Source organism: Pseudomonas wenzhouensis (assembly GCF_021029445.1).
Taxonomy (GTDB): domain Bacteria; phylum Pseudomonadota; class Gammaproteobacteria; order Pseudomonadales; family Pseudomonadaceae; genus Aquipseudomonas; species Aquipseudomonas wenzhouensis.
The window spans coordinates 2,318,036-2,331,060 of sequence record NZ_CP072610.1 but is presented as its reverse complement, the minus strand read 5'-3'; the positions used below and the strand labels follow the sequence as shown (position 1 = coordinate 2,331,060).

The following is a 13,025-nucleotide window of genomic DNA, read 5'->3' as shown; positions in this document are numbered from 1 at the left end:
GCACAATTCGCGGCTCACCCCTTCTGGCGGGAGAGCCAAAGCCGCTGTTACAGGGCGGCTGCGTCAGGCTGTTGCCGCGGCCTGACGAAACTGTCCGGGGGTCATATTGCTCCAGCGGCGAAACGCCTTGGCGAAGGCACTCTCGTCGGAAAAGCCCAGGCGTTCGGCCACCTCACTCAGGCGCACAGGTTCACGCAGCAGGTTTTCGGCCATGTCGAACAGAACCTGCTCACGCAGAAGTTTGAAGCTGGTGCCCTCATCGGCCAGTTTGCGATTCAGGTGACGGCCACTGAGCTCAAGCTGCTCGGCGATGCGCTCCTTGCCCCAGCGCGGCTGTTCACGCAGCAATTGTTGCACGCGCACGGTCAGGCTCTGCGTACCCAGACGCTCAAGCAGGCTCTGGGCCAGACCGCGCAGATGCTCGCGCATCGTGGCATTGGCTTGAATCAGCGGCACCTGCAGGTCGGCATCGGCGAACCACAGTCCATCGTGCTGTGCAGCAAAGGCCACATTGCATTCGAGCAATTCGGCATAACGACTCAGAGCGGCGCGGGCGTTATGACTCACACTCAGCTGCAGGGCGCCGAGCTTGTTGCCGGCAATCCAACGCGACATATGCAGCAGACTGGCCAGTACCGCCTCTACCCGCTCTTCGCGGCGCACCTGATAGTGCGCCCGATAGATCAGGCAGACACGGCCAGGCTCACGCAGCAGGCTGAATTCCCCGCCTACGCCCACGATTGGGTAGTACTCCAGCAGCGCCTCCAAGGCCTCGCCCACTGTTTCGCAGCTCATCAACAAGGCGCCGACCATATCCAGATGGCCGACCTGCAGGGCACAGCCCAGGCGCAGGCCGATCAACGGATCATCGGCGGCCGTGCAGAAGGCTTCCCACAACGCATCCTGGCGCGCCAGGGGAATGCGGGCAACGCCACCCAGCTCGCTCAACTCGGCAGGCAATGGCAAGGCCAATCGCTCCGCAGCCTGAAGAATGGCCTGGGCGTAGTGCACGGTGACGGTCGGCGTAGTGCTCATAGTCCTGAATTAACCGGAAAAGGTCCTGTTTCAGCCATTACGGCGGACGCTGGGCTGCATATGCTTGCGGAATAACTAAAGAAAGACAATCGAGACGCCTTGCATGTACGCCATTATCGGAGCCGGCCCTATGGGGCTGGCGGCTGCCCGTCAGCTGCAACGCTACGCCATCCCCTTCGTCGGTTTCGAGCAGCATACCGATGTTGGCGGGCTGTGGGACATCAACAACCCGCACAGCACCATGTACGAATCGGCTCACCTGATCTCATCCAAGGGCACCACGGCCTTCGCCGAGTTCCCCATGCCCGCCGAGGTGCCGCACTACCCACGGCACCAGCAGATCGGCCAGTACTTTCGCGACTACGCCGAGCATTTCGGCCTGCGCGAGCACTTCCAGTTCAACACCCGTGTGGTGCAACTGACGCGCCATGGCAACGGCTGGCGTCTGCTCAGTGAATCCCGGAGTGAGCAGCGGGAGTGGTTTTTCGAAGGTGTGTTGATCGCCAATGGCACCCTGCATACGCCCAACCAGCCAGCCCTGCCTGGCACGTTCGAAGGTGAGGTGCTGCACGCCTCGCAATATAAGTGCGCCGATGTATTGGCCGGCAAACGGGTACTGGTGATCGGCTGCGGCAACTCGGCTTGCGATATCGCCGTGGATGCCGTGCACCGCGCTGCTTCGGTTGACCTGTCGGTGCGCCGTGGCTACCACTTCCTGCCCAAGTTCATTCTCGGCAAGCCCACCGACACCTTCGGCGGTGCAGTCAAGCTGCCTCGTCGGCTCAAGCAGCTGGTCGACGGCCTGCTGGTGCGCGCCCTGCTCGGCAAGCCCTCGCAGTATGGTTTGCCTGACCCGGACTATCGCCTGTACGAGTCGCACCCGGTGATGAACTCGCTGGTGCTGCACCACATCGGCCATGGCGATATTCAACCGCGCGCTGACATCCGCCAGGTTGACGGCCATACAGTCACCTTCGCCGATGGTAGCCAGGCCGACTATGACCTCATCCTCCAGGCCACGGGCTACAAGCTCGACTACCCCTTTATCGACCGCGCTGAGCTGAACTGGCCCCAGGATTGCGGCGCGCCGCAGCTGTACCTCAACGTGTTCCATCCGCTGCACCGCAACCTGTTCATGCTCGGCATGATCGAGGCCTCGGGTCTCGGCTGGCAGGGCCGCGCCGAGCAGGCCGAGCTGGTGGCGCTGGTGATCCGCCGACAACTGCAGGGCAGCCCGCTGGCTGAACAGTTCCACCAGCAGGTGCAACAGCATTGCGCGCAGCGGCTGGACGGCGGCTATGCCTACCTGCCGCTTGAGCGCATGGCCTACTACGTGCACAAGGACAGTTACCGTCAGGCCCTGAAACGTCATATCAACGAGCTGAGCGCAGGCGAAGCTTCTCTGGTTGCACCGCGCACCGAATCACGGGCTCAGGAGGCCTGACATGGGTGAAGCACAGATTCACTTCGACCCTTCCAGCCTGGTCATCATCAATATCATCCTGGCGGTGATGATGTTTGGGGTTTCCCTTGATCTGCGGACCGAGGACTTCAAACGCATCCTGCGCGAGCCCAAGGCCCCGCTCATCGGCATGCTGGCTCAGTTCCTGCTGCTACCGGCCCTCACCTGCCTGGGCTGCTGGGCATTGGATGTCGAGCCCATGCTGGCATTGGGCATGATGCTGGTTGCCGCCTGCCCCGGCGGCAGCTTCTCCAACATCATGACCTGGATGGCGCGCGGTAATGTCGCTGTTTCAGTGAGCATGACTGCCATCTCCAGCCTGTTGGCCAGTGTGCTGACGCCGCTCAACTTCGCCTTTTATGCCTGGCTGAATCCGCAGACCCGGCCCCTGCTGACCGAAATCGCCATGGACCCGGTCAGCCTGTTGTGGCTGGTCTTGCTGGTGCTGGGGCTGCCGCTGATCGCCGGCATGGCGATTGGCCGCCGCTTGCCGACGCTGGCCTTGAAGGTGGAAAAGCCGCTTCGCGTGTTTGCGCTGTTGGTCATGCTGAGTTTTGTGCTGCTGGCGTTCAGCAAAAATCTGGACCAGTTTGTCGAGCATTTCTATCTGTTCTTCTGGCTGGTGGTGGCACACAACAGCATGGCGTTGTTGATCGGTTACACCGCCGCCCGGCTTTCTGGCCTGCCCGTGGCCGATCGGCGGGCCATCACGCTGGAGGTCGGCATTCAGAACTCGGCCCTGGGTTTGGCCATCATCTTCACCTTCTTCCCCCAGGCCAGCGGCATGCTGCTGATTGCAGCATTCTGGGGCTGCTGGCATCTGGTCAGCGGGCTGACGCTTGCCTTTATCTGGTCCCGTAATCCACCGGCACAGGCTGTGCCCCTTGCCACTGCTGAACCTCTGAGCCCTCAGCCATGAAGACGGTGTTGATCACCGGCGCAGCCAGCGGACTTGGTTGGTCCCTGGCGCGTCAGTACCACGCCCTCGGTTGGCAACTGCTGTTGACGGATATCAACGCCACCGGACTGGCCGAGCGTGTGGCCGAACTGGGTGATGCGCGGGTGCTCGGGCTTGCCGGCGATATCTGCGATCCCGCGCTGCACCAGCAACTGCTGGAGCACTGTCGCCAGCGTTTCGGCCGCCTCGACCTGTTGATCAACAACGCGGGCATCACCCACCGCTCGCCGACCCTGCAGACCGCGCCGGCTGTCTTGCGCAAGGTGATGGCCGTGGATTATCACGCCCCGGCAGAACTGACCCTGGCGGCACTGCCCCTGCTTCGGGAATGTGCCGGGCAGATTATTGCCATCGGCTCCATGGCGGGTTGGATGCCCGTGCTGGGGCGCGCCGGCTACTGCGCGGCGAAAAGTGCCCTGGGGCAATTCTTTGAAGTGCTGCGCGCTGAAGTCGAACGCGACGGCATGGCGCTGCTGCTCGTCTACCCCAGCTTTCTCGACACGGCTATCGAGCAAAATGCCCTGGCCGGTGACGGCCAGAAGGCGCGTCACGCCCGCTCCACCGTCGGCCGCATCCGCGGTGCCGAGTGGATGGCAACCCTGATCATCCAGGCTCAACAGGCACAGCAACAACGCCTGTTCCCGGATCGCGGCAGTTGGCTGGCCAGTTTGCTCTGGCGCCTTGCTCCGGGCTTTTTCTACCGGCAGATGCGCGCACGCTTCAGCGCGGAGATGGGCTGATGGACATGCTCTGGCTAACGCTCGCCGCGTTTATCCTGCTGGCTTACACCCTGGAAGCCATCACCGGCTTTGGCAGCATTGTGATTGCCCTGTCCCTGGGCGCCATGCTGTTGCCCATCGACCAATTGCTGCCGGTGCTGGTGCCTTTGAACATCTGCATGACCGGCTACCTGACCTGGCGTCATCGGGCGATGATCGATCGCCGCCTGCTGCTGGGCATGATCCTGCCCGGCATGTTGGTCGGCACCGTCATCGGCTATGCCCTGCTGCCCTGGCTGGATGCCACCCTGGCCAAACGCCTGTTTGGCGCCCTGGTGCTGTGGTTTGCCGCCCGTGAACTGTGGCGCCTGCGCCATGCAGCAGTGCAGCCAGTGCGCCCCATGTGGCTTAGCCGCCTGCTCAGCCTGGGCGCCGGGGTCAGCCATGGCCTGTTCGCCTCCGGTGGCCCGCTGCTGGTGTTTGCCCTGGCCGGCACACAGCTGGACAAGGCACGCCTGCGGGCGACCCTGGTCAGCGTGTGGTTCACCCTCAACAGCCTGCTGACCCTGGCGTTTCTGCTGGACGGCCGCCTGCTGCCAGCCTTGCCGCAGATCGCCGCTTACGCCCCGCTGTTGCTGCTCGGTGTCTGGCTGGGTGAATACCTGCACCGGCGCTGCAACGAACAGCACTTTCGCGTCGCCATCTACCTTCTGTTACTGATCACCGGCACCCTGCTGCTATCCCCCTGGAGCCTGCTATGAGCTACGACATCATCATCAAGAACGGCCTCTACTTCGATGGCAGCGATCAGCCCGGCAGCCTGCGGCATATCGGCATCAAGAACGGGCGGATCGATGCAGTCAGCCTCAGCCCCCTGGATGAAAGCGGCTGCCCTGAAGTGCTGGATGCCACGGGCAAATGGGTGACCCCCGGTTTTCTGGAAATTCACTCGCACTATGATGCCGAGGTGATCGCCGCGCCTGCGCTGAAAGAGTCGGTGCGCCATGGCGTCACCAGTGTGACCATTGGCTCCTGCTCGATCAGCATGGTGCTGGCCGACGCCGAGGACTGCTCTGACCTGTTTACCCGCGTCGAGGCGGTGCCGCGCGAATACGTGTTACCCATCCTCCAGGAGAAAAAGACCTGGCGCGATGCCTCCGGTTACCGCGCCTTCTATGACCAGCAACCGTTAGGGCCGAACGTCAGCTCCTTCCTCGGCCACTCCGAGCTGCGCGTGGCGGTGATGGGCCTGGAGCGCGCCACGAGCAAGGTCAAACCGACCGAAGCGGAGCTCGCGCGTATGGAGCAATTATTGGAGGAAGCGCTGGATGCCGGCTGCATCGGCCTTTCGGTCATGACCACGCGGCTGGACAAGATGGACGGCGACCGTGCCTGGTCCAGCCCATTGCCCTCCACCTTCGCCAGCTGGACGGAGTTTTCCCGCCTGTTCGCCATCCTGCGTCGGCGTGGCGCGGTGATGCAGGGCGCGCCGAATGCGGTAACCAAGGTCAATGTGTTCGCTTTCCTCTGGCAGGCCCATGGCTGGTTCCGTAAACCTCTGAAGTGCTCCATGCTCACCGCCCTGGACCTGAAATCCCAGCCGCTGCTGCACCGTTTCACCCTCCTTTCAGGCTGGCTGGCCAACAAGGTTCTACATGGTCATTTCCGCTGGCAGACGCTTCCGGCGCCCTTCACCCTGCGCCTTGAGGGGCTCAACGTGAACGCGTTCGAGGAATTCGGCGCCGGCGAGATTTTGCGCAACATCAAGGACCCGGATGAGCTGTACGCCAAGGTCCTGGAGCCGGAGTTCCGCGCCCTGTTCAAGAAGCAGGTCAAGGCCGTGCTGACCAAGGGGCTGTGGCACCGCGACTTCTCCGACTGCTGGGTAACCGAATGCCCCGATGCCAGCCTGGTCGGCAAAAACTTCAAGCAACTGGGCGCTGCCCGTGGTCTGGACCCGGTGGATGCCTATTTCGAGTTGGCCTGTCAGTACCGCGAGGCCCTGAAGTGGACCACCTGCTACGGCAACCAGCGCCTGCCGGTGATGCACAAGCTGCTCTCCAGTCCCTGGACACAGCCAGGCTTTGCCGACTCAGGCGCACACCTGCGTTCCATCGCCCAGTACAACTTCCCGCTGCGTTTTCTCAAATATGTCCGCGATGCGGAGCTGGCTGGCATGCCATTTATGGACACCGGTCGGGCGATCCACCGCCTGAGCGGCGAGCTGGCGGATTTTATCGGGGTGGATGCCGGCAAAATCCGTGTTGGCGACCGCGCCGATGTGGTTATCGTCAACCCGGCCGGCCTGACCGATGAGCTCGACGATATCCACGAAGCACCGATGGAAGTGCTGGGCCTTGAACGGGTGGTCAAACGTAATGATGCGGCGGTGGACGCCACCCTGATCAACGGCCGTATCGCCTATCGGCGTGGCAGCGAATACCCCGAGGCACTGGGTAAACAACAGGGCTTTGGCCACTTTCTGCCGGGCCGTGATGTTGCCTCACGCACGGCAACCGCCCGAGGCTTCAAACCTGCCACGGCCTGAGCTGCGCTTTATGCAGCGGCTCTATCACGGCTATCAGCTTGAAGCGCCTGGCTTATCGGTTACCATGCCCATCCGCCTGAATTGACTTAAGCCGAGAGCCGCGATGTCGCAACCCTGGAGCCCTGATAGCTGGAGAACCAAGCCGATCCAGCAACAACCGCACTACCCGGACGCCGCCCACCTGGGCCGTGTCGAGCAAACCCTGGCCGGTTATCCGCCACTGGTGTTTGCCGGTGAAGCGCGCGAGTTGCGTCGCCAGTTTGCCGAGGTCACCCAGGGCCGCGCCTTCCTGTTGCAGGGTGGCGATTGCGCCGAGAGTTTTGCTGAGTTTTCCGCCGCGAAAATCCGCGACACCTTCAAGGTGCTGCTGCAGATGGCCATCGTCATGACCTTCGCCGCCGGCTGCCCGGTGGTCAAGGTCGGACGCATGGCCGGGCAGTTCGCCAAGCCGCGCTCCTCCGGTAGCGAAACCATCGATGGCGTTACCCTGCCCGCCTACCGGGGCGATATCGTCAACGGCATCGGCTTCGATGCTGCCAGCCGTGTGCCGGATCCGGAGCGCCTAATGCAGGCCTATCACCAGGCCACCGCCAGCCTCAACCTGCTGCGCGCCTTTGCCCAGGGCGGTTTTGCCGACCTGCATCAGGTGCACCAGTGGAACCTCGATTTCATCGCCAACTCGGCGCTGGCCGAGAAGTACCACCAGCTCGCCGACCGTATCGACGAAACCCTGGCTTTCATGCGCGCCGTGGGCATGGACGGTGCGCCGCAACTGCGCGAAACCAGCTTCTTTACCGCCCACGAGGCGCTGCTGCTCAACTATGAAGAAGCCTTCGTGCGCCGCGACAGCCTCACTGGGCGCTGGTACGACTGCTCTGCGCACATGCTGTGGATTGGCGACCGCACGCGCCAACTGGACGGTGCCCACGTCGAGTTCATGCGCGGTATCGAGAACCCCATTGGCGTCAAGGTCGGCCCGAGTATGGATCCGGACGAGCTGATCCGCCTGATCGACGCGCTCAACCCGGACAACGACCCAGGCCGCCTCAACCTGATCGTGCGCATGGGCGCCGACAAGGTCGAAGCGCACTTCCCGCGCCTGCTGCGCAAGGTCAAGGAAGAAGGTCGCCAGGTGTTGTGGAGCTCCGACCCCATGCACGGCAATACCATCAAGGCCAGCAGCGGCTACAAGACCCGCGATTTCGCGCAGATTCTCAGTGAAGTGCGGCAGTTCTTCGCTGTACACCAGGCCGAAGGCACCCATGCGGGCGGCATCCATATCGAGATGACCGGGCAGAACGTCACCGAATGCATCGGTGGCTCGCGCCCTATTACCGAAGACGGTCTTTCTGACCGTTACCACACCCACTGCGACCCACGCATGAACGCCGACCAGTCGTTGGAACTGGCCTTCATGATCGCTGAGACGCTGAAGCAGGTTCGGCGCTAGGCACTGCGATACTTCATTAAACGCCAGTCCGACCAATGGCCTGGTAGCGCTGCGCGCAAGGAGGCGCTGGCACACAGATGCCAGCCCGCTGCATCAGGATCGCTGCGGCAGGCCGCGCCAGTCGGCCAAACGCCGACGCAGCCAGGCCTCGCTGCTGACCAGGACGATGCCTGACAACACCAACGCCGCACCAATGATGAAGTTCAGCGTCAGCGGCTCGTCCAGCACCAGCACACCGAAAGTCACGCCAAACAGCGGGGTCATGAAGGAGAACACCGCCATGTTCGACGCCAGGTAACGCCGCAGCAGCCAGAACCAGGTCAGGTAGGTGAAGAACGACACCACCACGCCCTGCAACAGCACACTGGCAATGGCCACGGGCGTCCAGCGCAATTGGGACAGGTCAACGACCGTCAACGCATAAACCAGCAACAGCACAAACGCCACCGCCAATTGATAGAACAGCGTGAGCCCGGCAGGCGCTTCGGACAAACGCGAAGCTCGCACCACCACCGTGGTCGCGCCCCAGGCCATGCCGGCGCACAGCCCCAGGGCATCGCCGAACAGCATGCCGGCATCGATCTCGGCCCAGTTACCGCCCACACCGAAAGCCATCACCACGCCAACGAAACACAGCGCGATGCCCAGCCATTGCAGGCGCCGCAAACGCTCGCTGGGCAGCAGCAGATGCAGCCCCAACGCGGAAAAGATCGGCGCCGTGTAGAGAAACACCGCCATGTGCGACGCCGTGGTGTGGCGCAGCCCAAGTGCGATAAAGAAGAACTCCAGAGCAAACAGTACGCCCGCCAGAATCCCGGCCTGCCAGGTCGAACTGATCCAGCCACGCCAGCCGCCCTGCCACGCCAACAACAAGCCGACCAGCAACGCAGCAATACCGGAGCGCAGCGCCACCTGCAGCATGGGCGCGATATCGTCCGCCGCCAGCTTGATCGCCACCTGCTGGCTGCCCCAGATGGCGCACAGCAACAGCATCAACTGGAACAGGAACAAATCGGCGCCCTTGCGTACTGCAGTCATTCAACAACTCCTACCCATCACATCTTCAACGGAGCATCCCAGAATGGCCGCACAGCCACCTGCATTGGTGCAGATTCTTCAACGCACTGTCATCCACGCGCGCCAGTTCATGCCAGCGCTGCAGGATACGCCATATGCCAGCCGGTGATGGCAGGCGCTCGACGCGGATGACCTGCGCCAAGACGTAACCTCCATGAGCATTCATCTTTTCGCCCTCCCTGTAGGGTGGCGTCAGCCTCGGGCCGTGCCGGGCTTCTGATCAATCCAGCGAATGCTTCTTGTGCAGTCCACCTCGGGGATTGATGAGGCCAAAGGCTGCCGCTGACCAGCATCGTGCTGCTACGCAACGAAAGCAGCCAATCACCCGTCACCGAATGCCTGGCCGAGCATATCGTCGAAGGTTTCCGTCTATAGGCGACCACCCGACTCCAGCGCGAGCAGCAGCGCACAGAGCAGCAGGAAGCCACAGAACAGGCTGCGCAGCAGGCGCTCCGGCAGCGAATGGGCCAGACGCACGCCCCAACTGATGCTGAGCAAGCCGCCCACCGCCAACGGCACGCCCATCCACCAGTTGACGTGATCATGAAGCGCGTAAGTGAACAGCGTGACGCTCGTGCTGGGCAACGCCAGCGACAACGACAACCCCTGCGCCACCACCTGGGTGGTGCCAAAGACGCTGGTCAGCACCGGCGTTGCCACCACCGCGCCGCCCACGCCGAACAGCCCGCCCATGGCGCCGGACACCCCACCCAGCACGCCAAACCAGCCCCAGTGATGGCGCAACTCGCCGCCGGCCGGCGCCTGAGCCATCAGCATCCGCAGCAGGTTGTAGGCCGCCAGGGCCAGCAGGAAACCGACGAAGGCCCAGCGCATGGTGCGTGAATCCACCTCCACTGCATAAAGCGAGGCCAACCAGGCGCAAAAGAAGCTGGTGACACCGAGCAGCAACGCATAGCGCAGATCGATGCGATTACGTTGGTGGTATCGCCAGATCGCCAGCATCACGTTCGGCACCACCATCACCAGCGCGGTGCCCTGAGCCAACTGCTGATCCAGCCCGAAAACGATGCCCAACACCGGAATGGCGATCAGCCCGCCGCCAATGCCAAATAACCCGCCCAGAGTTCCCAGACCCAGGCCGAGCAACAGATTGAGCAACAGGTCGAACAGATTCATGGCACCTCCAAACTGTGGCGTGCATGTTAAGCAGCCACGGCTAGCGTGGAAACGCACAGCAGCGCACAATGGCTGTGCCTTATACGCACAAACAGAACGCCATGAATCCCGATGCCCTGACCGACCAACTGGAACTCTTTCTCGACGTACTGGAAGCCGGCAGCTTCTCCGCTGCGGCCAGGCGCCATCCGCTTACACCATCAGCCGTGGCACGACGCATCGACGCCCTGGAACGTGCTCTGGGCAGCAGCCTGTTCAGTCGCACCACCCATGCCGTGCGCGTCACCCCGGCCGGCCTGGCATTCGCCGAGCGCGCCCGGCGTATCCTGGCCGAGCTGCACCTGGCCCGCGCCGAGGCGGTATCGCTGAGTAGCGCACCGGAAGGCCTGATTCGCATCGATGCGCCCTCGCCCTTCGGCAGACGCCATCTGGCGCCGGCGATTGCCGAGTTCCTGCGCGCCAACCCCGGCCTGGACGTGCAATTGCGCCTGATCGACAGCTTCATCGACCCGCAGGGCGAGCACCTGGGCGAAGTGGATATCGTCGTGCGCATCGGCCCGCTGCCGGACAGCCGCCTGGTGGCCACGCCGCTGGCCTCCATGACCCGCATCGTCTGTGCCAGCCCGGAGTATCTGCGTAGGCGTGGCATCCCGCGCAGCCCGCTGGAGCTGGAACAGCACGACGGCCTCGACTGGGATAGCCTGGCGCCGCCCTATGCCTGGCGCTTCGACGTCGACGGCAAGTTGCAACTGTGCAAGCCCAAGCGCCTGCGGCAGACCAGCAACAACGCTGAAACCCTGCTGTTCAGCGCCCTCGCCGGCCTGGGCATCGCCCACCTGCCCACCTGGATGAGCAGCGAGCACCTGCAACGTGGTGAGCTGATTCCGCTGTTCTGCGAACAGGGGCTGCCGCCCGTCGAGCCGGTGAGCATCTACGCCCTGCGCCTGGAGCGTGAAGCCAGCCCGCGCACGCGCCTGCTGCTGAGCTTTCTCAAGCAGCGCTTCGGCTTCCCGCCCCCCTGGGATCAGGCGCTGCAGGCCAGCCTGGCGACACCGCAGCAGTAGGCTTATGCGCCAAATGACAGACACAAAAAACCCGGCGCCTAGCAGGCTGTGTGAAAACGCTCTGAACTGAACCGGTTCAATACAAACGCCTCGATTGATTCGGGGCGTCTGTGTTTTTACTGATGCAATGATGCAAAGTGCAGCGTTCAGGTCAGTAGCTCGATCATGCGGCGCGCCCCGAGTACCGAAATAGCACGTTTGAGGTTGTAGGCTTGCACGGCCATCGCCATCTCAGCTCTCACCCCGCTGAAATGGCGCACTAGAAAACGACCGTTGCCCAGAATCGATTGTTTGAGATTGCCAAAAGGGTGCTCGACGATTGCTCGTCGCCGTCCCATCATCTCAGGGTAAGTTTCGAGTCGTTTCTCCATCCGCGCGAACGCCTCTTCGTTGGGATGGCGGCTGATATGACGCTGTTGGGCCTGTGTGCACTTGGCTTTTAATGGGCAGTTCCCGCAGTCCTCGGCACGGGCTGCGTAAAGGCGAGTGCCACGATTGAGCTGTTTGAGCGACAGGGTCTTACCCGCAGGACATTGGAAGCTGTCGGTCGCAGGATCGTAAGTGAAGTCCTGACGCGCAAACAGTGTGCCGCCGCCCTGGTTGTTGGGCGCGCGATTCACGGGGACGAAAGCCGTAATGCCCGCTTCTTCGCAGGCCTGAAACTGCGCCCCGTTGGAATAACCTGCATCAGCCGTGACGGTCAGCTCAGACTGCTGCAGAACCGCCTGAGTCGCTTTGGCCATCGGCTCCAACTGCTGGTTGTCGGTGCAGTCACTGGTCACTTCGTGATGCACGATCAGGCCATGCTCGGCATCGACAGCGCTCTGCACGTTGTAGGCCACGCAAGGGCTCTTGCCGGAGCAGCGCATCTTCTTGGCATCCGCTTCGCCTTCGACGAACTGTTCCAGGCCCTGCGCCTCCATCAGCGCTTGTACGGTCAAGTTATCGGCATGGCGATCCTGTAGCTGGCGTAGCGCCTGTTTCACCGCTGCCCGGTCAATCGTCTCTTGCGCGTCTTGTGCATCACCCTCATCAAGCTGGGCCAGGTACTGGGCAATGTGTTTTTCCAGCTTCGCTTGTTGACGCTTGAGCTTCTCCACGCTCAGGTGCTTGCGCAGCGAAGCTACCGCTTGGAACTTGCTGCCATCGATAGCCACCAGCTCCCCACTGATCAAGCTCGCCTGGCGACAGAACTGGACGAAAGCCTTGCAAGTCGCCTGAAAGGCCATGCTGTTGTCTTTGCGAAAATCCGCGATGGTCTTGAAGTCCGGCGCCAGACGACCCAGCAACCACATCACCTCGATATTGCGCTGGCACTCCGCCTCCAATCGACGAGAGGAGCGAATGCGCTGGAAGTAGCCATATAGGTATAGCTTGAGCAAATCAGCTGGATCGTAGCTAGGACGCCCAGTCTTGAGCGGCTCAGCCTTGCTGTACCCCAGTACCTTCAGATCCAGACGAACCACATAGGCCTCGATGACTCGAACTAGATGATCCTCAGGAACCAGCTCTTCCAATGTCGGCGGAAACAGGCTGCTTTGTTGCCGATCTTCACCTTGGATATAGCCCATAAAC

Annotated in this window: 11 protein-coding genes and 1 pseudogene; 8 read left to right on the top strand and 4 right to left on the bottom strand. The window is 62.4% G+C overall.

From position 1 onward, the window contains the following. Nucleotides 1–63: 63 nt before the first annotated feature. Nucleotides 64–1,035: an AraC family transcriptional regulator gene (locus tag J7655_RS10685; protein WP_230924425.1), complete on the bottom strand. Its 972-nt coding sequence runs from the start codon at nucleotides 1,033–1,035 to the stop codon at nucleotides 64–66. A gap of 103 nt (nucleotides 1,036–1,138) precedes the next feature. On the opposite strand from J7655_RS10685, the gene J7655_RS10680 reads away from it, so the two are divergent. The 6 genes from J7655_RS10680 (at nucleotide 1,139) to J7655_RS10655 (ending at nucleotide 8,172) form a co-directional block, all read left to right on the top strand. After that, a complete protein-coding gene (locus tag J7655_RS10680; protein WP_230924424.1) occupies nucleotides 1,139–2,479 on the top strand; it encodes a flavin-containing monooxygenase in 1,341 nt (446 codons plus the stop codon). A gap of 1 nt (nucleotide 2,480) precedes the next feature. Further along, complete coding sequence (locus J7655_RS10675; RefSeq protein WP_230924423.1) at nucleotides 2,481–3,416, top strand: bile acid:sodium symporter family protein; 936 nt, start codon at nucleotides 2,481–2,483, stop codon at nucleotides 3,414–3,416. Then, nucleotides 3,413–4,195: an SDR family NAD(P)-dependent oxidoreductase gene (locus tag J7655_RS10670; protein ID WP_230924422.1), complete on the top strand. Its 783-nt coding sequence runs from the start codon at nucleotides 3,413–3,415 to the stop codon at nucleotides 4,193–4,195. The genes J7655_RS10675 and J7655_RS10670 overlap by 4 nt, the downstream gene beginning before the upstream one ends. Further along, nucleotides 4,195–4,935, top strand: a complete 741-nt coding sequence (locus J7655_RS10665) for a sulfite exporter TauE/SafE family protein (RefSeq protein WP_230924421.1) — start codon at nucleotides 4,195–4,197, stop codon at nucleotides 4,933–4,935. Before J7655_RS10670 ends, J7655_RS10665 begins: the two co-directional genes overlap by 1 nt. Then, on the top strand, nucleotides 4,932–6,722 hold the full coding sequence (locus tag J7655_RS10660; protein WP_230924420.1) for an N-acyl-D-amino-acid deacylase family protein: 1,791 nt from the start codon (nucleotides 4,932–4,934) through the stop codon (nucleotides 6,720–6,722). Before J7655_RS10665 ends, J7655_RS10660 begins: the two co-directional genes overlap by 4 nt. A gap of 103 nt (nucleotides 6,723–6,825) precedes the next feature. Next, the gene (locus J7655_RS10655) at nucleotides 6,826–8,172 is read left to right on the top strand and encodes a class II 3-deoxy-7-phosphoheptulonate synthase (protein ID WP_230924419.1); all 1,347 of its coding nucleotides are present in this window, start codon (nucleotides 6,826–6,828) and stop codon (nucleotides 8,170–8,172) included. Nucleotides 8,173–8,265: 93 nt separating this feature from the next. Here J7655_RS10655 and J7655_RS10650 read toward each other — a convergent pair whose 3' ends face one another. After that, entirely contained in the window at nucleotides 8,266–9,210 is a 945-nt protein-coding gene (locus J7655_RS10650; protein ID WP_230924418.1) for a DMT family transporter, read from the bottom strand. Nucleotides 9,211–9,525: 315 nt separating this feature from the next. Here J7655_RS10650 and J7655_RS10645 point away from each other — a divergent pair. After that, nucleotides 9,526–9,624, top strand: a pseudogene (locus tag J7655_RS10645) (LysR family transcriptional regulator); the annotation flags it as partial. On the opposite strand, the gene J7655_RS10640 reads toward J7655_RS10645, so the two are convergent. Further along, the gene (locus J7655_RS10640; RefSeq protein WP_230924417.1) at nucleotides 9,619–10,386 is read right to left on the bottom strand and encodes a sulfite exporter TauE/SafE family protein; all 768 of its coding nucleotides are present in this window, start codon (nucleotides 10,384–10,386) and stop codon (nucleotides 9,619–9,621) included. The pseudogene J7655_RS10645 and the gene J7655_RS10640 overlap by 6 nt on opposite strands. A 101-nt stretch (nucleotides 10,387–10,487) precedes the next feature. On the opposite strand from J7655_RS10640, the gene J7655_RS10635 reads away from it, so the two are divergent. Next, nucleotides 10,488–11,450, top strand: coding sequence for a LysR family transcriptional regulator (locus J7655_RS10635; protein WP_230924416.1), 963 nt, complete (start codon nucleotides 10,488–10,490; stop codon nucleotides 11,448–11,450). A gap of 146 nt (nucleotides 11,451–11,596) precedes the next feature. Here the strand turns inward: J7655_RS10635 and J7655_RS10630 are convergent, their stop codons facing one another. Then, the gene (locus J7655_RS10630) at nucleotides 11,597–13,021 is read right to left on the bottom strand and encodes an IS1182 family transposase (protein WP_230924415.1); all 1,425 of its coding nucleotides are present in this window, start codon (nucleotides 13,019–13,021) and stop codon (nucleotides 11,597–11,599) included. Between the last annotated feature and the right edge of the window lie 4 nt (nucleotides 13,022–13,025).